The 24,445-nt window shown below is 62.6% G+C and carries 21 protein-coding genes; 16 read left to right on the forward strand and 5 right to left on the reverse strand.

The window, feature by feature from the left end; translation table 11 throughout:
• Positions 1-138: 138 nt before the first annotated feature.
• The 12 genes from arnC (at position 139) to J1G37_RS24280 (ending at position 13,139) form a co-directional block, all read left to right on the forward strand.
• On the forward strand, positions 139-1,176 hold the full coding sequence (gene arnC / locus J1G37_RS24225) for an undecaprenyl-phosphate 4-deoxy-4-formamido-L-arabinose transferase (protein ID WP_207045843.1): 1,038 nt from the start codon (positions 139-141) through the stop codon (positions 1,174-1,176).
• The gene (gene arnA, locus J1G37_RS24230; RefSeq protein WP_207045844.1) at positions 1,173-3,164 is read left to right on the forward strand and encodes a bifunctional UDP-4-amino-4-deoxy-L-arabinose formyltransferase/UDP-glucuronic acid oxidase ArnA; all 1,992 of its coding nucleotides are present in this window, start codon (positions 1,173-1,175) and stop codon (positions 3,162-3,164) included. Before arnC ends, arnA begins: the two co-directional genes overlap by 4 nt.
• Positions 3,164-4,048, forward strand: a complete 885-nt coding sequence (arnD, locus tag J1G37_RS24235) for a 4-deoxy-4-formamido-L-arabinose-phosphoundecaprenol deformylase (protein ID WP_207045845.1) — start codon at positions 3,164-3,166, stop codon at positions 4,046-4,048. The genes arnA and arnD overlap by 1 nt, the downstream gene beginning before the upstream one ends.
• Positions 4,045-5,700 (forward strand): lipid IV(A) 4-amino-4-deoxy-L-arabinosyltransferase, encoded by a 1,656-nt coding sequence (arnT, locus tag J1G37_RS24240; protein ID WP_207045846.1) that lies wholly within the window; start codon positions 4,045-4,047, stop codon positions 5,698-5,700. Before arnD ends, arnT begins: the two co-directional genes overlap by 4 nt.
• A complete protein-coding gene (gene arnE / locus J1G37_RS24245; protein WP_207045847.1) occupies positions 5,697-6,044 on the forward strand; it encodes a 4-amino-4-deoxy-L-arabinose-phosphoundecaprenol flippase subunit ArnE in 348 nt (115 codons plus the stop codon). The genes arnT and arnE overlap by 4 nt, the downstream gene beginning before the upstream one ends.
• The gene (arnF, locus tag J1G37_RS24250) at positions 6,041-6,454 is read left to right on the forward strand and encodes a 4-amino-4-deoxy-L-arabinose-phosphoundecaprenol flippase subunit ArnF (RefSeq protein ID WP_207045848.1); all 414 of its coding nucleotides are present in this window, start codon (positions 6,041-6,043) and stop codon (positions 6,452-6,454) included. The genes arnE and arnF overlap by 4 nt, the downstream gene beginning before the upstream one ends.
• Entirely contained in the window at positions 6,451-7,842 is a 1,392-nt protein-coding gene (locus tag J1G37_RS24255) for a UDP-glucose/GDP-mannose dehydrogenase family protein (RefSeq protein ID WP_207045849.1), read from the forward strand. The genes arnF and J1G37_RS24255 overlap by 4 nt, the downstream gene beginning before the upstream one ends.
• Positions 7,843-7,845: 3 nt before the next feature.
• Positions 7,846-9,462: a glycosyltransferase family 39 protein gene (locus J1G37_RS24260; protein WP_207045851.1), complete on the forward strand. Its 1,617-nt coding sequence runs from the start codon at positions 7,846-7,848 to the stop codon at positions 9,460-9,462.
• A gap of 202 nt (positions 9,463-9,664) precedes the next feature.
• A complete protein-coding gene (locus J1G37_RS24265) occupies positions 9,665-9,892 on the forward strand; it encodes a hypothetical protein (protein WP_207045888.1) in 228 nt (75 codons plus the stop codon).
• A 163-nt stretch (positions 9,893-10,055) separates the two neighbouring features.
• On the forward strand, positions 10,056-10,763 hold the full coding sequence (locus tag J1G37_RS24270) for an HPP family protein (protein WP_207045854.1): 708 nt from the start codon (positions 10,056-10,058) through the stop codon (positions 10,761-10,763).
• A 117-nt stretch (positions 10,764-10,880) separates the two neighbouring features.
• Positions 10,881-11,984 carry an enoyl-CoA hydratase/isomerase family protein gene (locus tag J1G37_RS24275; protein WP_207045855.1) on the forward strand — a complete coding sequence of 368 codons (1,104 nt, stop codon included), beginning with the start codon at positions 10,881-10,883 and terminating at the stop codon, positions 11,982-11,984.
• A gap of 3 nt (positions 11,985-11,987) precedes the next feature.
• Positions 11,988-13,139, forward strand: coding sequence for an acyl-CoA dehydrogenase family protein (locus tag J1G37_RS24280; RefSeq protein ID WP_207045856.1), 1,152 nt, complete (start codon positions 11,988-11,990; stop codon positions 13,137-13,139).
• Positions 13,140-13,325: 186 nt separating this feature from the next.
• Here J1G37_RS24280 and J1G37_RS24285 read toward each other — a convergent pair whose 3' ends face one another.
• From J1G37_RS24285 to J1G37_RS24305, 5 genes are read right to left on the reverse strand one after another with little or no spacing between them, the layout of a single operon-like run.
• Complete coding sequence (locus J1G37_RS24285; protein WP_017738134.1) at positions 13,326-14,099, reverse strand: enoyl-CoA hydratase; 774 nt, start codon at positions 14,097-14,099, stop codon at positions 13,326-13,328.
• Between the two features lie 11 nt (positions 14,100-14,110).
• Entirely contained in the window at positions 14,111-15,238 is a 1,128-nt protein-coding gene (locus J1G37_RS24290; protein WP_207045858.1) for an acyl-CoA dehydrogenase, read from the reverse strand.
• A 12-nt stretch (positions 15,239-15,250) separates the two neighbouring features.
• On the reverse strand, positions 15,251-16,435 hold the full coding sequence (locus J1G37_RS24295) for an acetyl-CoA C-acyltransferase (protein WP_207045860.1): 1,185 nt from the start codon (positions 16,433-16,435) through the stop codon (positions 15,251-15,253).
• Positions 16,436-16,447: 12 nt separating this feature from the next.
• Positions 16,448-17,215: an SDR family NAD(P)-dependent oxidoreductase gene (locus J1G37_RS24300; protein WP_207045862.1), complete on the reverse strand. Its 768-nt coding sequence runs from the start codon at positions 17,213-17,215 to the stop codon at positions 16,448-16,450.
• 21 nt (positions 17,216-17,236) lie between these two features.
• On the reverse strand, positions 17,237-18,880 hold the full coding sequence (locus J1G37_RS24305) for an AMP-binding protein (protein ID WP_207045865.1): 1,644 nt from the start codon (positions 18,878-18,880) through the stop codon (positions 17,237-17,239).
• Between the two features lie 217 nt (positions 18,881-19,097).
• On the opposite strand from J1G37_RS24305, the gene J1G37_RS24310 reads away from it, so the two are divergent.
• The 4 genes from J1G37_RS24310 (at position 19,098) to J1G37_RS24325 (ending at position 24,393) form a co-directional block, all read left to right on the forward strand.
• Positions 19,098-19,991, forward strand: a complete 894-nt coding sequence (locus J1G37_RS24310; protein ID WP_207045866.1) for a bestrophin family protein — start codon at positions 19,098-19,100, stop codon at positions 19,989-19,991.
• Between the two features lie 66 nt (positions 19,992-20,057).
• Positions 20,058-21,116: a tetratricopeptide repeat protein gene (locus tag J1G37_RS24315; protein ID WP_207045868.1), complete on the forward strand. Its 1,059-nt coding sequence runs from the start codon at positions 20,058-20,060 to the stop codon at positions 21,114-21,116.
• A 107-nt stretch (positions 21,117-21,223) separates the two neighbouring features.
• Positions 21,224-22,723, forward strand: a complete 1,500-nt coding sequence (locus tag J1G37_RS24320; protein ID WP_124524742.1) for an ATPase domain-containing protein — start codon at positions 21,224-21,226, stop codon at positions 22,721-22,723.
• Complete coding sequence (locus tag J1G37_RS24325) at positions 22,723-24,393, forward strand: ATP-binding protein (RefSeq protein WP_207045870.1); 1,671 nt, start codon at positions 22,723-22,725, stop codon at positions 24,391-24,393. Before J1G37_RS24320 ends, J1G37_RS24325 begins: the two co-directional genes overlap by 1 nt.
• Positions 24,394-24,445: the final 52 nt, after the last annotated feature.

Below are 24,445 nucleotides of genomic sequence, written 5' to 3' on the forward strand. Positions count from 1 at the left end.
CAAACCGCGCAACACCGGCTAACCTGTTGATTACGCTTTCACTTTGGCACGGCATTGGCTGCTGCCAAATAGAGTTTTGCCTGATGATCGCTGCTGTTTTCACGCGCCAACTTGCTCTAACCCCGAGGTCTTGAATCTTTGAAACCCTACCCTATTCATTGCGTGTCGATCGTTATCCCGGTCTACAACGAAGAAGAAAGCCTGCCTGAATTGCTGCGTCGCACCACTGCAGCCTGCAAGCAACTGGCCTACGAATACGAAATCATCCTGGTGGATGACGGTAGCCGCGACCAATCCGCGCAAATGCTCGAAGACGCCGCCGCCGAAGACGGCAGCAACGTGGTGGCGGTGATCCTCAATCGCAACTACGGCCAGCATGCCGCGATCATGGCCGGTTTCGAGCAGTGCCGTGGCGAAGTGGTGATTACCCTCGACGCCGACCTGCAAAACCCGCCGGAAGAAATCCCGCGCCTGGTGGAGCAAGCCGCCCGGGGTTACGACGTGGTTGCCACCGTGCGCAACAACCGCCAGGACTCCGCCTTCCGCCGCTGGCCGTCGCGCCTGATCAACCTGGCCGTGCAGCGCTCCACCGGCGTGGCCATGACCGACTACGGCTGCATGCTGCGCGCGTACCGCCGCACCATTGTCGATGCCATGCTCGCCTGCCGTGAGCGCAGCACCTTTATCCCGATCCTGGCCAACGGCTTTGCCCGCCACACCACGGAAATCCTCGTGCACCACGCCGAGCGTGAACACGGCGAATCCAAATACAGCGCCATGCGCCTGATCAGCCTGATGTTCGACCTGCTGACGTGCATGACCACCACCCCGCTGCGCCTGCTGTCCATCGTCGGTTTCAGCCTGGCGGGCCTGGGTGTGCTGTTTGCATTGGCGTTGATCGTCATGCGCCTGGCCTTTGGCGCCCAATGGGCCGGCGACGGCATGTTTGTGCTGTTTGCGGTGCTGTTCGTATTCACTGGTGGCCAGTTCATCGGCATGGGGCTCTTGGGTGAATACCTGGGCCGCATGTACAGCGATGTGCGCGCCCGCCCTCGCTTCTTTATCGAAAAAGTGCTGCGCAACACCCCGGCAGCGCCGGCGCCAGTGGTCATTGTTGACGGCCTGGTGTCCTCCCATACCACTTCTACTTCTCCTTCCGATCAGGTTTCGTCATGAATTCAAAAGCCGTTGTCTTCGCCTACCACGATATTGGCTGTGCAGGTATTGAAGCCCTGCTGACTGCCGGCTACGACATTGCTGCGGTGTTTACCCACGCCGATGATCCCAAGGAAAACAACTTCTACGGCTCCGTCGCCCAACTCTGCGCGCGCAACGGCATCCCGGTGCACGCGCCGGAAGACGCCAACCACCCGCTGTGGATCGAGCGCATCGCCAAGCTGAACCCGGACTACATCTTCTCGTTCTACTACCGCAACCTGCTCAGCGAGCCCCTGCTGGCCACCGCCCGCAAAGGCGCGTTCAACCTGCACGGCTCGCTGCTGCCGAAATACCGTGGCCGCGCCCCGGCCAACTGGGTGCTGGTCAACGGCGAAACCGAAACCGGCGTGACCCTGCACCGCATGGTCAAGCGTGCCGATGCGGGCGCGATCCTCGCCCAGCAAAAGGTCATCATCGACCGCACCGATACCGGCCTGAGCCTGCACGCCAAACTGCGTGACGCCGCCACCAGCCTGCTGCGCGATGCACTGCCACAACTGGCCCAAGGCAAGTTGACTGAAACCGCCCAGGACGAAAGCCAAGCCACCTACTTCGGTCGCCGCACCGCCGCCGATGGCAAGCTGGAGTGGAAAAAGCCGGCTGAAGAGCTGTTCAACCTGGTCCGCGCCGTGACCCAACCTTACCCGGGCGCCTTCTGCGCTGTGGGTGAGCACAAGCTGATTGTGTGGCAAGCCGAAGTGGTCAAGGGCAATGAAGGCCTGGCCCCAGGTCGCGTTATCAGCGTCAACCCGCTGCGCATCGCCTGCGGTGAAGACTCCCTGGTGGTCAAGTTCGGCCAGCGCAACGACAACGGCCTGTACCTGGCCGGCCCGTCCCTGGCCAACGAGCTGGGCCTGGTGGACGGTTCGGTGCTGCGCGGTGCCGAGTCCGGCCGCAAGCCGCGCCGTACCCGCGTGCTGATCCTCGGCGTGAACGGCTTTATCGGTAACCACCTGTCCGAGCGCCTGCTGCGTGACGACCGTTACGAAGTCTACGGCCTGGACATCGGCTCCGACGCCATCGAGCGCCTGCGCAGCCACCCGAACTTCCATTACGTGGAAGGCGACATCAGCATCCACACCGAGTGGATCGAGTACCACATCAAGAAGTGCGACGTGGTCCTGCCGCTGGTGGCCATCGCCACGCCCATCGAGTACACCCGCAACCCGTTGCGCGTGTTCGAGCTGGACTTCGAGGAAAACCTCAAGCTGGTGCGCTACTGCGTCAAGTACAACAAACGCGTGATCTTCCCGTCGACTTCCGAAGTCTATGGCATGTGCCAAGACCAGTACTTCGACGAAGACACCTCCAACCTGGTGGTCGGCCCGGTCAACAAACAACGTTGGATCTACTCGGTCTCCAAGCAACTGCTGGACCGCGTGATCTGGGCCTACGGCGCCAAAGGCCTGAACTTCACCCTGTTCCGTCCATTCAACTGGATGGGCCCGCGCCTCGACCGCCTGGACTCGGCGCGTATCGGCAGCTCCCGCGCCATCACCCAGTTGATCCTCAACCTGGTGGAGGGCACGCCGATCCGCCTGTTCGACGGTGGTGAGCAGAAGCGTTGCTTCACCGACATCGCCGACGGCATCGAAGCCCTGGCACGCATCATTGATAACGACAATGACGTGTGCAACGGCCAGATCATCAACATCGGCAACCCGGAAAACGAAGCCAGCATCCGCCAGTTGGGCGAAGAGCTGCTGCGTCAGTTCGAAGCGCACCCGCTGCGCGGCAACTTCCCGCCGTTCGCCGGTTTCCGCGACGTGGAAAGCAAGGCGTTCTACGGCACGGGCTACCAGGACGTGGCACACCGCAAGCCAAGCATCGAGAACGCCAAGCGCCTGCTGAACTGGGAGCCGACCGTGGAGATGAGCGAAACCATCGGCAATACGCTCGACTTCTTCTTGCGTGAAGCCATGCTTGAAATCGCGGATAAGAAGTAATGCAGGCAGGTCTTCGCATTGATGTCGACACCTACCGTGGCACCCGTGAAGGTGTGCCGCGGTTGCTCGAAACCCTGGATGAAGCCGGGGTGAAGGCAACGTTCTTCTTCAGCGTCGGGCCGGACAACATGGGGCGCCACTTGTGGCGTCTCATCCGCCCGCAGTTCCTGTGGAAGATGCTGCGTTCCAATGCCGTCGGCCTGTATGGCCTGGACATTTTGCTGGCCGGCACGGCGTGGCCGGGCAAGCCGATTGGCCGTGACCTGGGGCATTTGATGCGCCAGGCCAAGGCCGCCGGGCATGAAGTCGGCCTGCACGCCTGGGACCACCACGGCTGGCAGGCCAACACCGGGCGCTGGAGCGAGGCACAGTTGGTCGAACAGATCCGCCGTGGCGTCGATACCCTCAGCGACATCCTCGGTGAACGCATCGACTGTTCAGCGGCCGCCGGTTGGCGTGCCGATGAGCGTGTGGTGCAAGCCAAGCAAGGCTTCAACTTTCGCTACAACAGCGATTGCCGGGGCACCAGCCTGTTTCGTCCAACCTTGGCCGATGGCAGCGCGGGCACCCCACAAATTCCGGTAGACCTGCCGACCTTCGACGAAGTCGTCGGGCCGGTGGTGGCTGCCAAAGACTTCAATACGTTCATCCTCGACCGCTTTGCCGAGTCGAAGCTCAACGTCTATACGATCCACGCAGAAGTAGAAGGGATTCTGATGGCCAATGATTTTCGCCAGCTGCTGGCCCAGGCAGGGCAGCGCGGCATCGATTTCAAACCCCTCGGCGACTTGTTGCCCGCAGACCTGACCACCCTGCCCCAGCAACGGCTGGTGCGTGGCGCCCTGCCCGGGCGTGAGGGTTGGCTTGGAGTGCAGCAGGCATGATCCGGCGTCTGGCGTTACCTCTGCTGCTGTTGGCCTTCGGCGTGTTTTACCTGCTGCCGCTGGCCACCCATGGCCTGTGGATCCCCGATGAAACCCGCTACGCGCAGATCAGCCAGGAAATGCTGCTGACCGGCAAGTGGGCTTCGCCGCACTTCATGGGCATCCGCTACTTTGAAAAACCGGCGGCGGGCTACTGGATGATTGCCCTGGGCCAGGCGATTTTCGGGCAGAACCTGTTCGGTGTGCGCTTTGCCTCGGCGTTGAGCACCGGCTTGAGCATCCTGCTGGTGTACCTGGTGTCGCGCCGGTTGTGGAATGACCCGCAAAAAAGCCTGATCAGCACCGTGCTGTACATGAGCTTTGTCAGCGTCGCGGCCCTGGGCGGTTACGCCAACCTCGATCCGCAGTTCACCTTCTGGGTCAACCTGACCGGCGTGGCCTTGTGGTTCTGCTTCGACAGCACCACACGCAATGGCCGCTTGGCTTCCTGGGCGTTGTTGGGTTTCGCCTGTGGCATGGGCTTCATGACCAAGGGTTTCCTCGCCTGGCTGCTGCCGGTGCTGATCGCCCTGCCCTACGCGATCTGGCAAAAACGCTTCCGTGAACTGCTGGGCTATGGCCTGGTCGCCGTCGTCGTCGCGATTGTGGTCAGCCTGCCGTGGGCATTGGCGGTGCACCTGCAAGAGCCGGATTACTGGAACTTCTTCTTCTGGCACGAACATATCCAGCGTTTTGCCGGTGACGATGCCCAGCATGCCGAACCGTTCTGGTACTACCTGCCGCTGCTGGTGGCGTTCTCGCTGCCGTGGGTGGCGCTGCTGCCGTCCACCGTCAAGCAGGCGTGGCTGGATAAGCGCCTGCCGAAAACCGCATTCCTGCTGTTGTGGCTGCTGATGCCCCTGGCGTTTTTCAGCCTGGCCAAAGGCAAACTGCCCTCCTACATCATGCCGTGCCTGTTGCCGCTGGCCTTGCTGATGGGCGCGACCCTGGCCGACACACTTGCCGCGGGCCGCAGCCGTGCGCTGCGTATCAACGGCTGGTTGAACCTGGTGGTGGGCATCGTCGCGCTGCTGGCACTCACCTGGTTCCAGTTGAAGAAGCCGGTGTACGAGCCGGGCCAGGAAACCCTCAGCCTGGTGCTGGTGTTTGTCTTCCTGTTCGGCTGGATCGTTGCCAGCCTGCTACAGGCCGCGCGCCCGTTGAAACTGTGGGCGGCGCCGGTGATTGGCAGCTGGTTGCTGGTGGCGCTGGTACCGGCCGCGTTGCCCCATTCGGTGGTCTACAACAAGACCCCGGACCCATTCATCATCGACCACCTGCAAGCCCTGCGCCCGGCCACGGCGTTGCTCAGCAACGACCTCGGCGCGGCGTCGGCGCTGTCGTGGCGCCTGGCGCGTCCGGACGTCACGCTTTACAACACCGTCGGCGAAGTCAAATACGGCCTGGCCTTCGCGGACAGCGCCGCGCGCAAGATCGACACCACCCAAGTGCAACAGTGGATGAGCGATGCGCGCAAAAAAGGTCCGGTCGGAGTGGTGATGCGGGTTAAAGGTGACGATGAAATTGCCGAAGTTGCCTTGCTGCCCAATGAAGGCCAGCGCTTTGAACAAGGCAATATCGTGATTCTGATCTTCCCGCAGGCGGCTCCATGATCACCCTGCTCCTGTTATTGGCCGTCTGCCTGCTGACGTGCATGGGCCAGGTCGCGCAAAAATTCGCCGTGGAAAGCTGGCGCGACCTGCCGCATGGCTGGGCGCTGAAACTGCGCTCGCCGTGGCTGTGGGCCGCTTTGGTGTGCCTGGGCCTGGGGCTGCTGGTGTGGTTGCTGGTGTTGCAGCGCCTGGAAGTCGGCATCGCCTACCCCATGCTCAGCCTCAACTTTGTGCTGGTCACGCTGGTGGCGCGGTTTGTCTTTCATGAGCCCATCGATGGCCGCCACTGGCTGGGCGTGGCGCTGGTGATTGCCGGTGTCGTGCTGCTGGGGCGTCAGGTATGAGCCGCGTGCAAGGGTTTGCCCTGGCGTTGGGCAGCGTGGGTTTGGTCAGTGCGGCCCAGTTGGGCATGCGCTGGAGCATGACGCGCCTGCCGCTGCCCCACGAATGGCTGAGCGCGTTGAGCAACAACAGTATCGACCTCGGCGCCCTGGGCGCGGTGCTGCTGGCGATCTTCGCCTATGCGCTGTCGATGCTCTGCTGGCTGGGCGCGCTCAAGCACCTGCCGCTGGGCCGTGCCTATTCGCTGCTGAGCATCAGCTATGCGCTGGTGTACCTGCTGGCCGCCGGCCTGCCGGTGTTCAACGAACATTTTTCGCTGTCAAAAACGCTGGGGGTGGCGTTGGTCATCCTTGGAGTTCTGGTTATCAACTCTCGCCGTGCTAGCACCACAAGTCCCAGGAATGCCCCATGAAAATCAGTGTATTTGGTAGTGGTTACGTCGGTCTGGTGCAGGCCACCGTATTGGCCGAAGTCGGTCACGATGTCATCTGCATGGACGTAGACAAGAACAAGGTCGAGTCGCTGCAAAAAGGCCATGTGACGATCTTTGAGCCGGGGCTGGCTGCGATGGTCAAGGAGAACCTGGAAAGCGGGCGGCTGCACTTTACCCATGACGAAAAACTCGCGGTCGAACACGGCGAAGTGCTGTTTATCGCCGTGGGCACGCCGTCGGACGAAGACGGTTCGGCCGATTTGAAATACGTACTGTCGGTGGGCGACGCCGTGGCCCGTCACCGTGTGGACCCGGTGATCCTCGTGGAAAAATCCACCGTGCCCGTGGGCACCGGCGACACCCTGCGTGCCCATATCGAAAAAGCCCTGCACGTGGCCGGCCGTCACCTGGAGTTCGATATCGTCTCCAACCCTGAATTCCTCAAGGAAGGCTCGGCAGTTGCCGACTGCCGCCGCCCAGACCGCATTGTCATCGGCTGCGAGCGTGAAGAAGTGCGCGAAGTGATGCGTGACCTCTACGCGCCGTTCAACCGCAACCACGACCGCATCATCTTCATGGACCTGCGCAGCGCCGAGCTGACCAAGTACGCCGCCAACTGCATGTTGGCGACCAAGATCAGCTTTATCAACCAGATCGCCGAACTGGCCGAACACCTGGGTGCGGACATCGAAGCGGTACGCCTGGGGATCGGCGCCGACTCGCGCATCGGCTACCACTTTATCTACCCGGGTTGCGGTTACGGCGGCTCGTGCTTCCCCAAAGACATGCGTGCGCTGATCCACAGCGCCAAGCAGGCCAACTGCTCCAGCGACCTGCTGGAAGCCGTGGAAGCGATCAACCAGCGCCAGAAGAGCAAGCTGTTCGAGCGCGTCAATGCGTTCTTCAAAGGCAACCTCAAGGGCAAGACCTTTGCCGTGTGGGGCCTGGCGTTCAAGCCCAACACCGACGACATGCGCGATGCGCCGAGCCGGGTGCTGATGGAAGCCTTGTGGGCGGCCGGCGCCAACGTGCGTGCCTTCGACCCCGAAGCCATGCAGGAAACACAGCGTATCTACGGCGATGACCCACGGTTGATGCTGATGGGCACCCCGGAATCGACCTTGAGCGGCGCCGATGGCCTGATCGTCTGCACCGAATGGCAGCAATTCAAGGCGCCGGATTTCGACCTGATCCACTCGCGCCTGAAAACCCCGGTGATCTTCGACGGCCGCAACCTGTACGACGGCGAACGCCTGGCGCGCAAAGGCTTCCAGTACTTCCCGATCGGCCGTGGCGACTCCTGCCAACTGCCAATGCCGCAGCAACAGTGGGTGGCGCAATCGGCAGATCAGGTCGTGGAAGCCTGAGACGTGAACAAAGCGCCCTTCATCGACGCCACGGTGCGCCGTCAGTCCCTGCTGCTCGGGCTGTTGGCGCTGCTGCTGTTTATCGCCGGCAACTGGCACCAGGCGATCATCGGGTTTGACTCGCGCTTCGTGCTGTTCGCCCAGGAGATGCTGCGCCATGGCCCGAGCTTTTTCCCCACCACCTACGGCCAGCCGTACGCCGATTACCTGGCGACCTCGACGCTGCTGACCTGGTTGTTCTCGTTGCCGTTGGGCCAGGTCACCAGCTTGACGGCGTGGTTGCCGACGGCGATTGCCTCGGCACTGATCGTGATCCTGGTGTACCGCCTCACGGCGCCCTACTCCCCGCGCTGGGGCCTGCTGAGCGTGGCGATGCTGTTGCTCAGCAGCACCTTTGTCAGCGAAACCCGTGCCGTGTCCCTGGACCAGATGCTCGCCGCCGTGACCCTGGCGGTGTTTTACCTGGGCTATGCCCATGATCACTTCGGCGCCGGTAAACGCCTGCACTGGGTGTACCTGCTGCTGATCGCAGGCTTTGCGATCCGTGGGCCGATTGGCCTGGTGATCCCTACCGGCGTGCTGTGCAGCTACTACCTGATCAACCGGCAGTGGCGACAACTGTTCAGCGTCGGCTTGCTGGCACTGGCGCTGTTGATGGCCTGTGTCGGGGTGTTGTTGCTGTTGGCCAAGCTCAGTGGTGGCGAGGGGTTCATGCAGGACGTGATCCGCATGCAATTCCTCGGGCGCATGGACGGCAGCGAAGGCTCCAGCGGCGTGCTGTATTACTTCACCAGTTCCATGGGCAACTACGCGCTGGCGTATCCGATGGCTCTGTTGGTGCTGCTGGCGGTGGCCATCGGCGGCAACCGCGCGCCGCAGCCGCCTTTGCAACTGGTGTTGTACTGCGCGGCTGCGGGCTTGCTGGTGATGCTCGGCTTGTCGATCCCTCAGGCGAAGAAAGCTCGTTACGTGCTGCCGATGCTGCCGATGGCGGCAATCATTGCGGCGTACCCGTTCCAGGTCACCCAAGGGCGCGTGTATGCCTGGCTGCGCGGTGTGCTGCTGGGTCTCTGGACCCTGTTGCCGGCGCTGCTGGTGATCGGGCTGCTGGTGGTTCGGCGTCGATATGCCGAGCAGGTGGGCGACTTGCGCCTGATTTTCGGCGTGCTGGGTGTGTTGCAGGTACTGGCGTTGCTGGCGTGGTGCAAGCCACGCCTGCGTCCGACAGGGCCGGCATTGGCGGCGGTACTGGCGTTGTGGGCGACCTACATCGTGGTGGTCGAACCGCTGCAGCGCACGCTCTACGACACGCGCACCTTCAGCCTGGCGGTCAAGGCACAGATCAACCAGCAACCTGCGCCTGTGGTGCTGCACGGCCTGGGCAAAGACGCAAAGGCGATCAAGCTGATGGTCAATCTCGAGTGCGACCGTGTGCCGTTGTTCACCCAGTCAACCACCGACCTGGCGCCGTTGCAGGCCCCGGCCTGGTTGGTGATGAGCGAGGACGACTACGCCGCCTTGAAGGAGCCCCGCCTGCGCGCGCTCACCCCGACACTGGTGGGTGAGTTCGATAAAAATCCCTATGTGCTGCTGCACCTGACAGCCACGCCGCAGCCCTGATCCAGCCGGCTTCGGCCGGCTCCCTCACGAAAGCTCCTACACAGCTATGCGTAATGGCTGGTGCCTTTTGCCATTCCCGCTCATGGATCCAAAATGTAAACTCGGTCGCCAATTGCGGTAACTATTTACTACCAATGGAACATGCCAGGGACGCTGCCCGCCGTGAATTCAATCACGGCGGGCTCATTGAAAGGATCACGCCGTGCCCAATGACTTATTGCCTACCTCCCCCTCACTGCTAGTGCCCGATCCGCTGCATGCTGGCCTGCACCGCCTGATGGGCTTGCGTGACGCGGTTGTCGCGTTGAATGGTCCCCTGTCCGATGACCCGGGGCTGCGCGACAACCTGCACAAGCAGTTGCTGAGCGAAGAGAACCATGACCGGATCCTGGGGGTCGTCAGCCACTCGTCTGCGCCGATCACCTATTAAACTTCAATTTTATTGCATTTAACCTTCATTAATATGCAGTGGCGTCGCTCCATCGAGGTGGGCACACTGCGCGGGTTCCTCCCCCAAATGTGGAACTTTCAAGGGCTTTTCCGGGAAACCAGGCAAGCCTTTTTTTTCGCCTGCTGTTTATGGATCTATCGCAATGCTTGCTCGCTGGTTACCTGCTGCCATCAACACCCGTCCCGCCGAATGGAGCCGTGCCGCCATCGGCATGGCCTTGGGCACTCTGCTCAGTGTATGGGCGTGCGCCCAGGTATTTGGCATGGAGGTCGCGCTGCACCTGCTCGGCCCTTTGGGGGCGTCGGCAGTATTGTTGTTTGCAGTGTCGTCCGGTGCGTTGGCCCAACCCTGGTCGATTATCGGCAGCTACCTGTGTGCCGGTATCGTCGCGCTGCTGGTCGCCCGTGTACTGGGGCGAACGCTGGGCAGTGCGTGCCTCGCCGCGGGCATGACGGTGATATTGATCTGCTGGCTACGCTGCCTGCACCCACCCGCGGGGGGGCTGGCCATGACCTTGGTATTGGCCGACCCGGCCTCGATTGCCCTCGGCTGGCAGGAGCTGGGTGCGGTGATGCTCGGCGCCGGCGCGCTGCTGGGCTGCGCGTTGGCCTACAACAACGCCACGCGCACGCGTTATCCCAAAGGTGTGCTGGTGCCGTCCCCTGCGGTGGTGGGCAGCCGCGCGCCGGTCATCGACCCCGAGGTCACTGCGGCCGACTTGAAGCTGGCCCTGGCCGAGATGGAGCAGTTCTACGATGTGCAACCGTCCGAGCTGGAACAACTGATCCACACGGCACAGGGCCATGCGCGGCGGCGTAGCATTGGTGAAGTGCTCAGTCGCCGTGCATAAATGCAACAACGACCTGCATGATTCCCCGGTGTACTGGGCAAATTTGCACTGGTAGGATCGCAAGAAGGTTCGTCCCCGAACATCTTGATAAAGAACAATAAAAGCAGGGAGTTAGCGATGACTGCTCAGGTTTCATCCGAGGCAAGCCACACCGACCATCTTCAAGCCGACATACTCGCCGAAGTCCGCAACCATATCGGCCATCTCACCCTCAACCGCCCCGCCGGCCTGAATGCCATTACCCTGGACATGGTCCGCAGCCTGAGCCAGCAGCTGCAGGCCTGGGCCGACGATCCCACGGTGTACGCGGTAGTCCTGCGCGGCGCCGGGGAAAAAGCCTTTTGCGCGGGGGGCGATATTCGCTCCTTGTATGACAGTTTCAAGAGCGGCGACACCCTGCACGAAGACTTCTTCGTCGAGGAATACGCCCTCGACCTCGCCATCCACCACTACCGCAAACCCGTCCTCGCCCTGATGGACGGCTTTGTGCTGGGCGGCGGCATGGGCCTGGTCCAAGGCGCCGACTTGCGCGTGGTCACCGAACGCAGCCGCTTGGCGATGCCGGAAGTGGCCATCGGTTACTTCCCTGACGTTGGCGGCAGCTACTTCCTGCCGCGTATTCCCGGTGAGCTGGGGGTTTACCTCGGGGTCACCGGCGTGCAGGTTCGTGCCGCCGATGCGCTGTATTGCGGTTTGGCCGACTGGTACCTGGACAGCGCCAAGCTGGCCGACCTCGACCAGAAGCTGGATCACCTGCACTGGCACGAATCGCCCCTCAAGGACCTGCAAGGCCTGCTCGCCAAACTCGGCGTACAGCACCTGCCGGACGCGCCGCTGGCCGCATTGCGTCCGGCCATCGACCACTTCTTCGCCTTGCCGGATGTGCCGAGCATCGTCGAACAGCTCCAGCAAGTCACCGTTGCCGACAGCCATGAGTGGGCGTTGACCACGGCAGCCCTGATGCAAACCCGCTCGCCGCTGGCCATGGCCGTGACCCTCGAAATGCTGCGCCGTGGCCGTCACCTGCCACTGGAACAATGCTTTGCCCTGGAACTCCACCTGGACCGTCAATGGTTCGCGCGCGGCGACCTGATCGAAGGCGTTCGCGCATTGATCATCGACAAGGACAAAGCCCCACGCTGGAACCCTGCCACGGTGGCTGAGCTGGATGCGCACCATGTCGACAGCTTCTTCCGTGAGTTCGAGTTGGTTGGGAGATAAGCCATGCAAGATATTGAATACACAGAAGAACAAGTGATGATCCGCGACATGGCGCGCGACTTTGCCCGGGGTGAGATCGCGCCCCACGCCCAAGCCTGGGAGAAAGCCGGCTGGATCGATGATGCCCTGGTCGCCAAGATGGGCGAACTGGGCTTGCTGGGCATGGTGGTCCCGGAAGAATGGGGTGGCACCTACGTGGATTACGTCGCCTACGCCCTCGCCGTCGAGGAGATTTCTGCGGGTGATGGCGCCACCGGTGCGCTGATGAGCATCCACAATTCAGTGGGTTGCGGGCCGATCCTCAACTACGGCTCCGATGAACAGAAACAGACCTGGCTGGCCGATCTGGCCAGCGGCCAGGCGATTGGCTGTTTCTGCCTGACCGAACCCCAGGCCGGTTCCGAGGCGCACAACCTGCGCACCCGTGCCGAACTGCGCGACGGCCAATGGGTGATCAATGGTGCCAAGCAGTTTGTCAGCAACGGCAAGCGCGCCAAGCTGGCCATCGTGTTTGCGGTAACCGATCCCGAGCAGGGCAAAAAAGGTATCTCCGCGTTCCTGGTGCCCACCGACACACCCGGCTTTGTGGTGGATCGCACGGAACACAAGATGGGCATCCGCGCCTCGGACACCTGCGCCGTGACCCTCAACCAATGCAGCGTGCCTGAAGCCAACCTGCTGGGCGAGCGTGGCAAGGGCCTGGCGATTGCCCTGTCCAACCTCGAAGGCGGCCGCATCGGCATCGCCGCCCAGGCCCTGGGCATCGCCCGTGCGGCGTTTGAAGCGGCGTTGGCCTACGCCCGGGATCGGGTGCAGTTCGACAAGGCGATCATCGAGCACCAGAGCGTGGCCAACCTGCTCGCCGACATGCAAACCCGTTTGAATGCCGCGCGCTTGCTGATCCTGCACGCCGCGCGCCTGCGCAGCGCCGGCAAGCCGTGCCTGTCGGAAGCCTCCCAGGCCAAGCTGTTTGCCTCGGAAATGGCGGAAAAGGTCTGCTCGTCAGCGATGCAGATTCATGGCGGGTATGGGTATCTGGAGGATTACCCGGTGGAGCGTTATTACCGGGATGCGCGGATCACGCAGATTTATGAGGGGACGAGCGAGATTCAGCGGATGGTGATTGCCAGGGAACTGAAGAACTACCAGCTGTAACTGACACACTGCATAACCCAATGTGGGAGCTGGCTTGTGTGGGAGCTGGCTTGCCTGCGATAGCATCACCTCGGTCAAGCAGACAAACCGAGGTGCCTGCATCGCGGGCAAGCCCGGCTCCCACACAAGCCAGCTCCCACAGGGTCCAGTTCCCACATTTAGATCTCCGGTGTTTGGGAGATTGGGTTACTTGTCTTTGAACTCGGGCGCGCGCTTGGCCACAAACGCCGCCATGCCTTCCTTCTGATCCTGCGTCGCAAACGCCGCATGGAACACCCGGCGCTCAAAGCGCACGCCTTCCGACAGGCTGACTTCAAACGCGCGGTTCACGCTCTCCTTGACCATCATGCTGATCGGCACTGACTTGCCGGCAATCAGCGTGGCGACTTTCAGGGCTTCTTCCAGCAGTTCATCGGCCGGCACGATGCGCGCGACGATGCCGCAACGCTCGGCTTCCACTGCGTCGATAAAGCGCCCGGTCAGGCACATTTCCATGGCCTTGGCCTTGCCCACGGCGCGGGTCAGGCGCTGAGTGCCGCCCATGCCCGGCAACACGCCGAGGTTGATTTCCGGCTGGCCGAACTTGGCGCCATCGCCCGCCAGGATGAAGTCGCACATCAACGCCAGTTCACAGCCGCCACCGAGGGCGAAGCCGTTGACAGCGGCGATGATCGGCTTGCGGCGGTTGGCCACGCGGTCGCTGTCGCTGAACAGGTCATCAAGGTAGATCTGCGGGTAGGTCAGTTCGGCCATTTCCTTGATGTCGGCACCGGCGGCGAAGGCTTTTTTCGAGCCGGTCAGCACGATGCAGCCGATTTCAGGGTTGGCTTCCAGGCCGTCCAGCGCCTGGTTCAGTTCGCTGACCAGTTGCGCATTCAGCGCGTTCAGGGCTTGCGGGCGATTGAGGGTAATCAGCCCGACGCGGCCCTGGACTTCAAGCAGGATGGTTTCGTAACTCATGTATCGGCTCCTTAGAGATTGCGTGAGATGACCATGCGTTGGATATCGCTGGTGCCTTCGTAGATCTGGCAGACCCGCACATCGCGGTAGATGCGCTCCAGGGGGAAGTCGCTCAGGTAACCGTAACCGCCGAGGGTTTGCAAGGCGGCCGAGCAGACTTTCTCGGCCATTTCCGAGGCGAACAGCTTGGCCATCGAGGCTTCCACCAGCGCCGGCTTGCCGCTGTCACGCAGGGCGGCGGCGTAATGCACCATCTGCCGGGCGACGGCGATTTGCGTGGCCATGTCCGCCAGGCGGAACGCCACGGCCTGGTGTTCGATCAGCGCCTTGCCGAAGCTTTCACGCTCACGGGCGTAGTCCCGCGCCGCTTCAAAGGCGGCGCGGGCCATGCCCACCGATTGCGAGGCGATGCCCACGCGCCCGCCTTCCAGGTTCGCCAGGGCGATCTTGTAGCCTTCGCCCTCCTCGCCCAACCGGTTGGCCACCGGCACTTTGACGTCTTCAAAGAGGATCTGGCAGGTGTCGGACGCATGCTGGCCGAGCTTGTCCTCGACCCGCGCCACGGTGTAGCCGGGGGCATCGGTGGGCACGATAAACGCGCTGATCCCGCGCTTGCCCGCCGCCGGGTCGGTGACCGCAAACACAATCACGATCCCGGCGTTTTGCCCGGAGGTGATGAACTGTTTGCAGCCGTTCAGCACGTAGTGGTCGCCCTCCAGGCGTGCACGGGTTTTCAGGCTGCTGGCGTCGGAGCCGGCCTGCGGTTCGGTCAACGCAAACGCGCCGAGCATGGCGCCGCTGGCCAGAGGCGTGAGGAACTGTTCTTTCTGCTGATCGTTGCCGAACTTGAGGATCGGTACGCAACCCACCGAGTTGTGCACGCTCATGATGGTCGAGCACGCACCGTCGCCGGCGGCGATCTCTTCGAGGGCCATGGCGTAGGCCAGATAACCGGTGTCGCAACCGCCCCACTGCTCTGGCACAAGCATGCCGAAAAAGCCCAGCTCGGCCATTTCACCGATGGCTTCCTTGGGGAAGCGATGCTCGCGGTCCCACTCGGCGGCGAAAGGTTTCAGGCGCTCCTGGGCAAATTGCCGGGCGGCGTCGCTGATTTGCAGTTGTTCGTCATTGGGCAACATGGGGTTCAGTCCTTAATACAGGCATTCGACGGCCATGGCCGTGGCTTCACCACCGCCGATGCAGATGGCGGCGACGCCACGCTTGAGGCCTTTTTGGCGCAGGGCCGCGAGCAAGGTCACCAGGATGCGCGCACCGGACGCGCCAATCGGGTGGCCCAGGGCGCAAGCGCCGCCGTGGATATTCACCTTGCTGTGGGGGATTTCCAGCTTGCTCATGGTCACCAGGCTGACCACGGCGAAGGCTTCGTTGATTTCGAACAGGTCCACCTCGTCGAGGTTCCAGCCGGTCTTGCTCATCAGCTTGCGAATCGCCCCCACCGGTGCCACCGGGAACAGCCCCGGCTCATCGGCAAACGCCGCGTGCCCGTGAATCACCGCCAAGGGCTTGAGGCCGCGTTTGTGCGCCTCGGACTGACGCATCAGCAGCAACGCCGCCGCGCCATCGGAAATCGAACTGGAGTTCGCTGCCGTAACCGTGCCGCCGTCGCGGAACGCCGGTTTCAGGCTGGCAATCTTGTCCAGCTTGGCTTTCGGCGGTTGTTCGTCGTGCTGGATGGTTTTCTGTTCCTTGCCCACGGTGACTTGCACCGGGACGATTTCCGCGTCAAAGCTGCCGTCGCTGATCGCTTGCTGCGCGCGGGCCAGGGAAGCGATGGCGAACGCGTCCTGGGCTTCCCGGGTAAAACCGTTGTGCTCGGCGCAGTCTTCGGCAAAGGTGCCCATCAGGCGGCCTTTGTCATACGCATCTTCGAGACCGTCGAGGAACATATGGTCAAGCACGCGGCCGTGGCCCATGCGATAGCCGCTGCGCGCACGGTCCAGCAGGTATGGCGCGTTAGACATGCTTTCCATGCCCCCGGCGATTGCCACCTCAATGCTGCCGGCCAGCAGCGAGTCATGGGCCAGGATCGCCGCTTCCATGCCCGAGCCGCACATCTTGTTGAGGGTCGTGCAGCGGGTGGACTTGTCCAGCCCGGCGCCCAGTGCAGCCTGGCGTGCAGGCGCCTGGCCGAGGCCAGCGGGCAGTACGCAGCCGAACAGCACTTCATCCACGGCATCGTGGGCAATACCGGCGCGCTCTACTGCGGCACGAATCGCAGCGGCACCCAGTTGCGGAGCGGTCAGGCCCTTGAGGTCGCCCTGGAAGCCGCCCATGGGCGTGCGCACGGCACTGACAATTACGATGGGATCAGTCATGGTTCAAACTCCTTACTTGGCCGCCATGCGCAAGGCGCCGTCGAGACGGATCACCTCGCCGTTGAGCATGCTGTTTTCAATGATGTGGCGCACCAGCGCGGCGTATTCGGCCGGTTTGCCCAGGCGCGGCGGGAATGGCACGCCGGCGGCCAGGGAATCGCGTACTTCCGGGGTCATGCCGGCCATCATCGGCGTTTCGAAAATGCCCGGGGCGATGGTCATGACGCGGATACCAAAGCGCGCCAGTTCGCGGGCGGCGGGCAAGGTGAGGCTGGCAATCGCGCCCTTGGAGGCTGCGTACGCCGCCTGGCCGACCTGCCCGTCGAACGCGGCCACCGAGGCCGTATTGATGATCACGCCGCGCTCGCCATCGGCATTTGCTTCGGTTTCGGCGATGGCCGCAGCGGCCAGGCGCAGCAGGTTGAAGCTGCCGATCAGGTTGACGTTGATCACCTGGGCAAAGCTGGCCAGGGCGTGGGGGCCGCTCTTGCCGAGGATCTTCTCGCCGCGCACCACACCAGCGCAGTTGACCAGGCCGTGCAAACCACCAAACGCAGTAACGGCGGCTTGTACTGCGGCTTCGGCGGCCGCTTCCTGGCTGATGTCGGCCACGGCGCTGCGCGCGTTATCACCCAACTGCTTGGCCTTGGCCGCGACGGCGTCGGCGTTCAGGTCCACCAGCATGACCTTGGCGCCAGCGGCAACCAGCATCTCAGCGGTGGCCGCGCCGAGGCCCGAAGCGCCGCCGCTGACCAGGAATACCTTGTTTTCAATCTGCATCATTGTGTCCTTAAAAGTGGATCAGGCCACCGCCGCCTTGGCGATTTCCTGGTTACGCAAGATAAAACGTTGCAGCTTGCCGCTCGGGGTCTTGGGCAAGTCGCTGACAAATTCGATTTCCCGTGGGTAGGCATGGGCGGCGAGGCGCTTGCGCACGTGCAGGCGCAGTTCCTCGGCCAGCTCCGGGGTGGCGCGGTATTGGCTGTTGATCACCACGAAGGCTTTCACCAGTTCGGTGCGCTCCGGGTCCGGCTTGCCGACCACCGCCGCTTCGATCACCGCCGGGTGTTCCACCAGCGCGCTTTCCACGTCGAACGGGCCGACGCGGTAGCCCGACGTGGTGATCACATCGTCACTGCGCCCGACAAAACTGATGCTGCCATCTGGGTTCAACTCCACGGTGTCGCCGCTCAAGTAGTACTTGCCGACAAACGCCTTGGTCTTCACGCCGTCATAGCCGGCGAACCAGCACATCGGCGACTGTTCGCGGTCGATGGCGAGGATGCCTGGCTGGCCCGCAGGCAACTCCTGATGGTCATCGTCCAGCACCACGATGCGGTGGCCCGGCGAGGCAAACCCGGCCGAGCCGACATGCACCGGATGCTCCAGGCCATGGTGATTGCACAGGACCATGCCCAGTTCGGTCTGGCCGTAGTGGTCGTGGATGGTCACGCCGAGGTTGTCGGCGAACCAGCGGATCACTTCCGGGTTCAGCGGCTCGCCGGCGCTGCTGACGATGCGCAGCTTGCCCTTGATCGAGTGGGCGAACTGCTCGCCGCCGGCAATCAACAGGCGATACGCGGTGGGCGAGCCGGTGAGGTTGGTGATCCCGTATTTGTTGATCACCCGGCAGGTGCTTTCCAGGGTGAAGGGGCCGTCGTAGAAGGTGATCGGGTGGCCCATGGACAACGGGCCGGTCACGCCGAAGTAGATGCCATAGGCCCAGCCTGGGTCGGCGACGTTCCAGAATGCGTCTTCAGGGCGCAGGTCCACGGCGTCGCGGGTGTAGCTCTGGAACGCGACGATGGCCTTGAGCGGCACCGACAGCGATTTGGATGGGCCGGTGGTGCCCGAGGTGAACATCAGCAGGAACGGGTCGTCAGCGCCCAGCAGCACCGGCTCACAGACATTGGAATAGTTGGGCAGCTCGGCCCAGAAGCTGAAATCGCCACGCACCAGGCCTTCGCCCTTGGCGCCGGTGACCGTGACGATGGTCGGGCAGCCTTCGACTTCCGCCAGTTTCGGCCGGTTCACCGCATCGGTAACCACCAATGCGGCGTCGGAGCTGGTCAGGCGATGCTCGATGGCCTTGGGGCCAAAGGCGGTGAACAACGGTTGATAGACCGCGCCGATGCGCCAGGTGGCAAGCACCACCACCAGCAATTCCGCCGTGCGCGGCAGCAGCCCCGCGACTTTATCGCCGCGCTTGACGCCCTGGGCCAGGAGGAAATTGGCGAAGCGTGCGGCCTGGTCCTGCAAGTCGGTAAAGGTCGAGGTGGCGCTGCGGCCGTCCTTGCCCTCCCAGAACAACGCGATGCGCCCGGGCAGCGCGTGGCGGTCGCAGCACTCCACGCAGGCATTGAGGCCTTGCAGGGTGCCGGCCAGTGCGGCGGCAACGGTGTGGGGGTAGTCAAATCCGGTGGTGGCAGCCAAGTAGTCACGCATCGCTTCAAATCCTTCTGTGTTTTTTATTTTCAGGACGTAAACCACGGAAATAGTCGCTCTAGCGCGCGCCAGCAGCAATGGTCAAAGCTATCAACATGGCTGACTGGTTTGGCCAGTCATCGACCCCGCCGATCAACCGGTCAGCCCAAGCGATTGGACGCGTTGGCAGCGAGCTTCTAACCTGAGGGCCTGCGCCACCAAAGAAGTCCCCCACCCGATGATTGTCCGTCCCAAGCCCAACCTCGTGGGCATCCTGTTCTCCCTCAAGGGTTCGATTGCCAAGCGCATTGCCTTGCGCAGCCTGCTGGTCACGTTGCTGGCGTCGGTGATCGTGCTCGTAGAAACCTGGCACCCGGCCTACTTTTCCAAGGTCAATGCCACGCCCTTCACGTTGCTGGGGCTGTCGCTGTCGATCTTCATGAGCTTTCGCAACAACGCTTGCTACGACCGCTGGTGGGAAGGCCGCAAGCAATTGGGGCAGATGATCATCGACGTGCGCTCGTTGATCCGCGAAACCCAGGTGCTGGGGGATTCGCCTGAGCGGGCCGGGCTGTTGCGCGGTTTGTGTGGCTTTGCCCATGGGCTGATCGCGCGTTTGCGCCATGAAGATGAAGCCTTGGCGATCAGGCCCTGGACAGCGGTGGCGGCGACGCACCCGAACCTGCCGGACAGCGTGCTGCAACAACTGGGCGCGCGCTTTTCCGAACTGGCCGAGCGCGGCGTGATCAGCGATTGGCGCTATACCCAGCTGGAAACGCGCCTGGTCAGCCTGAGCCAGGTGCAGGCCTCGTGCGAGCGGATCAAGAGCACGCCGCTGCCCTTCCCCTACACCCTGCTGCTGCACCGCACTATCTACCTGTTCTGCATCCTGCTGCCGTTTGCCATGGCCGAGCCGCTGGGGTGGTTGACGCCGGTGTTCACCGCCATCGTCAGCTACACCTTCTTTGGCCTCGACGAAATCGGCGATGACCTCGAAGACCCGTTCGGTTTCGACGAAAACGATCTGCCATGCAACGCCATCCTGCGCAACCTGGAGCGCGAGGTGCGCGCCGCCCTCGGGGAAACCGACTTGCCGCCCGCCCTGGAACCGGTGGACTACGTGCTGACCTGACGCGGGTTTGACACCTGCCCTGCTCTGACCGAAGCTGACGGCTTTGTAATACTTGCGGACGCCTGCATGTCAAAGTCACGCCGTTACTCCCTCGTCGGCCTGTGCGCCCTGCTGTTGATTGTGCTGATCACTTGGTATTTCTCCCGTTCCAGCCAGGTGGCCGTGCCGCCGGCGATTGCCCATGGTTATTCCAAAGCCCTGAAACAGGCGCGCAATGGCGAACCGGGAGCGGCGCGGGTGTTGTATCAGCAACTGGGCCGGCCGGACCTGTCCCCGGAGCGCCGCGCCGCGCTGCACGCCGAGTTGCCCAACTACCCCAGCCCGCAAGCGTTGAAGTTGGCCGACAAGGACCTGATGAGCGATTCGCCGCAGGTGCGTGAAGCGGCGATCCACAGCATTGTCGGCCTGGTGCCCAGTGGCCAGCGCACGCTGTTGCTGGGCCCGGCACTGGACGATCCGGAACAAAGCGTGCGCTTTGCCGCTGCCAACGCTCTGCTCGGCCTGTCGCCCGACACCCTGGGCCTGTACTTCGGCCCCTTGCAGCAGGTGCTCGACGAGTTCGTCAAATACCTCAAGGCCCAGCCCGAAACTGCCGAAGGCTGGATTCAACTGGCGCAGCTGTACATCCACAGCGCCCTGTTGCCGGACGCACAAAACGCCCTGGAACAGGCGATGCGCTTGCAACCGGACAACCTGCAAGCGGTGGTCGCACAGATCGAGTTGCTGGATAAACAAGGCAAGAGCGACGAGTCCCGCCAATTGCTGGCGCGGCAACTGGCGGCGCATCCCGAGTCTGCCTACCTGCAACATGCCCTGGGCCTGTGGCTGCTGCACCACGGTGAACGGCCGTATGCGCTGCTGGGCTTGTCCAAGGCGGTTGAGCTGGAGCCGGACAACCAGGATTATCGCTACGACCTGGCGACTACCCTGCACGCCCAGAACGAACTCGAAGCGGCGCAGCGCCAGTTGGAAGAGATCCTGCAACGCCATCCCGCCAACCGCAAAGCTCGGGTGCTGCTGGTCAATTACTGGAAGGAAAGTGGCCAGTTGCAGAATGTGCAGGTGTTGCTCGCCCAACTGGAACAGCAAAACCCCGACGACCCGGCGTTGCAGCAAGGCTTGTAGCGCCATCGGAAAAAATCGTGGAACGGCTACGGGCCATCACGGTCAAGTAAATATGGCGCGCCCAAGGCGGCGCGTTCCTCTATTGATCCGTGACCCGAGGGCACTTCTTGTCTACATCCAACGAGCTGTTCAGTGAAAAGGCGGCCACCGGTATCGAAGGTCTGGACGACATTCTTTCCGGCGGGCTATCGCGCAGCCACCTGTTCCTGCTGGAAGGTGAACCCGGCACCGGTAAAACCACCGTCGCCCTGCATTTTTTGCAGGCCGGCGCGAAAAACGGCGAGAAGTCGCTGTACATCACCCTGTCCGAGACCGAGCGCGAGTTGCGCCAAGGTGCCAAGTCCCATGGCTGGGACCTGGACGACAACATCCATATCTTCGAACTGACCCCACCCGAAAGCCTGCTCAACGCCGAGCACCAGCAGAGCCTGCTGTATTCGTCCGACCTGGAGTTGGGCGAAGCAACGCGGCAGATCTTTGAGGTGGTGGAACGGGTCAAGCCGACCCGCGTGGTGGTCGACAGCCTGTCGGAGATTCGCCTGCTGGCGCAAAGCTCCCTGCGGTATCGCCGGCAGATTCTCGCGATCAAGCACTATTTCGTGCGTTATGACGCCACCGTCCTGCTGCTGGACGACTTGACCACCGAGTCCCTCGACAAGACTGTACACAGCGTCGCCCACGGCGTGATCCGCCTGGAAGAACTGACCCCCAACTACGGCGCGGAACGGCGCCGGGTGCGGGTGGTGAAGTACCGCGGGCAGAAATACCGTGGCGGTTTCCATGACTTCACCATCATGCAGGACGGCGTGCATGTGTTCCCGCGCCTGGTGGCGGCCGAACACCGTGGCGGTTACAACCGCCAGACCCTGACCAGCGGCATCAAGGAGTTGGATTCGTTGCTCGGCGGCGGTATCGAGACTGGTTCCAGCAGCCTGATCCTCGGCCCGGCCGGTACCGGCAAATCGCTGATCTCGATGATCTTCGCCGCCTCGGCCGTGGCCCGTGGCGAAAAAGCCGCGCTGTTTATCTTCGACGAAGAGCTGGGCTTGCTGTTTGAGCGCATGAAGAACATGGGCATCGACCTGGAGGCGCTGCAAGCCACCGGCAATCTGCTGATTGAACAAGTGGACGCGGCTGAGCTGTCGCCTGGGGAGTTCTCCCACCGGGTGCGCCGTTGCGTCGATGACAGCGGCATCAAAACCGTGGTGATCGACAGCATCAACGGCTACACGGCGGCGATGCCGGAAGAGAACGCGCTGATCCTGCATATGCATGAGTTGCTGCTGTACCTCAACCGCCGGGGCGCAGCCACGTTCATGACGGTCGCCCAGCACGGGTTGGTGGGCGACATGCAGGCGCCGGTGGATATCACTTACCTGGCCGACACGGTGATCCTGTTGCGTTACTTTGAAGCCATCGGTGAGGTGCGCCGGGCGATTTCGATCATCAAGAAAAGAACCGGTTCCCATGAGTCCACCATTCGCGAATACCGCATCGGCAGTCGCGGCATGACCGTGGGCGAGCCACTGAATAACTTCCAGGGCGTGCTGCGCGGAATTCCCACGTATATGGGCGCTGGCTCGCCCTTGCTCAAGGATATGGGCTGATGCCGGGCCTTTCGCCCTTCTCCGAGCGCGCAATCATCCTGGCGCCGATGGGCCGCGACGGCTCATTGGCGCTGATGATGCTCAAGGAAGCCGGCTACAGTGGCATCGTCGCCAGCGACCTGGGGGCGTTGTGCGAAGCGCTGGAACAAGGCGCCGGCTTGGTGATCGTGGCGGCCGAAGCGTTGCTTGGGGTGGAGCTGGAACCGTTGCTGGAGATCCTGCACCAGCAGCCGGCGTGGTCGGACTTGCCGATTGTGCTGATGACCCATCACGGCGGCAGCGGACAGAACGGCTCCTCGCAACTGAGCCCCTTGCTGGGCAACGTGACGTTCCTGGAGCGGCCTTTTCACCCGGTCACCCTGATCAGCCAGGTAAGTACGGCCTTGCGTGGCCGGCGTCGCCAATACGAAGCCCGCGACCGCTTGATCGACCTGAGTGATAGCGAGCTGCGCCTGCAACGCACCCTGGAAACCCTCGAACAACAGGTGGAGGAACGGACCGCGCAACTGCGCCACAACGAAGACGCCTTGCGCCAATCGCAAAAGATGGAAGCGGTTGGCCAGTTGACCGGCGGCATCGCCCACGACTTCAACAATATGCTCACCGGCATTATCGGCAGCCTGGAGCTGCTGCGCCGGCGAGTATCGCGGGGCAAGCTGGATGACCTCGACAGCTTGATCGACCTCGGCGTGACCTCCGCCAACCGCGCTGCGGGCCTGACCCATCGGCTATTGGCGTTTTCGCGGCGCCAATCCCTGGATTCCAAGCCCGTGGAAATCAACCAATTGGTCACGGCCATGGGCGAGTTGCTGCAACGCAGCATCAACGAAAGCATCGCCCTGGATATGAGCCTTACCGATGCACTGTGGACCGCCGAAGCCGACCCCAACCAACTGGAGAGCGCCCTGCTCAACCTGGTAATCAACGCACGGGACGCTATGCCCAATGGCGGCAACCTTACTGTCGAAACCAGCAACCGCCACCTCGATAGCGTATTCACTGCCGCTTACGGCACCTTGAAGCCGGGTGACTACGTGGAGCTGAGCGTCAGCGACACGGGCTGTGGCATTCCCGAGAGCGTGATGGGACGGGTCTTCGATCCGTTCTTTACCACCAAGCCAATCGGTCAAGGCACGGGCCTGGGCCTGTCGATGATCTACGGGTTTGCCCGCCAGTCCCATGGTCATGTGACGATCCATAGCGTGGTCGGCAAGGGCACCACCGTCAGTTTGTTCCTGCCGCGTTTTGTCGGTGAAATCGTCGCGAACCAGACGGCTGATCCGGCATTGCTGCCCCTGGCCGTTGCGGGCGAGACGGTGTTGATTGTCGAGGACGATCCGGCGGTGAGAATACTGGTCAGCGCCGTGCTCAAGGAGTTGGGGTATGCCTTTGTCGAAGCCGGTGATGCCAATACGGCGGTGCCGATCATCGAATCCGAGCAGCGTATCGACCTGTTGATCAGCGACGTCGGCCTCCCCGGCATGAACGGCCGGCAGCTTGCGGAAATCGGCCGGCAGATCCGCCCGGAACTCAAGGTGTTGTTTATCACCGGCTACGCCGAGCATGCGGCGGTGCGCGGTGGTTTTCTTGACCCCGGTATGCAGTTGATCACCAAACCCTTTACGTTCGACCTGTTGACGGCCAAGGTGCGGGAGATGATCAGGCAGTAAGCGCCAGTACGAGAAGGTTATTGCATGATGTAAGACGGCTGGAATCCAGTGG

The organism is Pseudomonas sp. Marseille-Q1929 (assembly GCF_017316265.1).
Classification (GTDB): Bacteria; Pseudomonadota; Gammaproteobacteria; order Pseudomonadales; family Pseudomonadaceae; genus Aquipseudomonas.

Excerpts from the sequence above, each read along its gene's own strand:
- arnD (WP_207045845.1), top strand. The coding sequence starts at position 3,164 with ATGCAGGCAGGTCTTCGCATTGATGTCGACACCTACCGTGGCACCCGT.
- J1G37_RS24270 (WP_207045854.1), top strand. The coding sequence starts at position 10,056 with ATGCTTGCTCGCTGGTTACCTGCTGCCATCAACACCCGTCCCGCCGAA.
- arnE (WP_207045847.1), top strand. The coding sequence starts at position 5,697 with ATGATCACCCTGCTCCTGTTATTGGCCGTCTGCCTGCTGACGTGCATG.
- J1G37_RS24280 (WP_207045856.1), top strand. The coding sequence starts at position 11,988 with ATGCAAGATATTGAATACACAGAAGAACAAGTGATGATCCGCGACATG.
- J1G37_RS24325 (WP_207045870.1), top strand. The coding sequence starts at position 22,723 with ATGCCGGGCCTTTCGCCCTTCTCCGAGCGCGCAATCATCCTGGCGCCG.
- J1G37_RS24315 (WP_207045868.1), top strand. The coding sequence starts at position 20,058 with ATGTCAAAGTCACGCCGTTACTCCCTCGTCGGCCTGTGCGCCCTGCTG.
- arnT (WP_207045846.1), top strand. The coding sequence starts at position 4,045 with ATGATCCGGCGTCTGGCGTTACCTCTGCTGCTGTTGGCCTTCGGCGTG.
- J1G37_RS24300 (WP_207045862.1), bottom strand. The coding sequence starts at position 17,215 with ATGCAGATTGAAAACAAGGTATTCCTGGTCAGCGGCGGCGCTTCGGGC.
- J1G37_RS24305 (WP_207045865.1), bottom strand. The coding sequence starts at position 18,880 with ATGCGTGACTACTTGGCTGCCACCACCGGATTTGACTACCCCCACACC.
- J1G37_RS24290 (WP_207045858.1), bottom strand. The coding sequence starts at position 15,238 with ATGTTGCCCAATGACGAACAACTGCAAATCAGCGACGCCGCCCGGCAA.
- J1G37_RS24285 (WP_017738134.1), bottom strand. The coding sequence starts at position 14,099 with ATGAGTTACGAAACCATCCTGCTTGAAGTCCAGGGCCGCGTCGGGCTG.
- J1G37_RS24295 (WP_207045860.1), bottom strand. The coding sequence starts at position 16,435 with ATGACTGATCCCATCGTAATTGTCAGTGCCGTGCGCACGCCCATGGGC.
- J1G37_RS24310 (WP_207045866.1), top strand. The coding sequence starts at position 19,098 with ATGATTGTCCGTCCCAAGCCCAACCTCGTGGGCATCCTGTTCTCCCTC.
- arnA (WP_207045844.1), top strand. The coding sequence starts at position 1,173 with ATGAATTCAAAAGCCGTTGTCTTCGCCTACCACGATATTGGCTGTGCA.
- J1G37_RS24255 (WP_207045849.1), top strand. The coding sequence starts at position 6,451 with ATGAAAATCAGTGTATTTGGTAGTGGTTACGTCGGTCTGGTGCAGGCC.
- arnF (WP_207045848.1), top strand. The coding sequence starts at position 6,041 with ATGAGCCGCGTGCAAGGGTTTGCCCTGGCGTTGGGCAGCGTGGGTTTG.
- J1G37_RS24275 (WP_207045855.1), top strand. The coding sequence starts at position 10,881 with ATGACTGCTCAGGTTTCATCCGAGGCAAGCCACACCGACCATCTTCAA.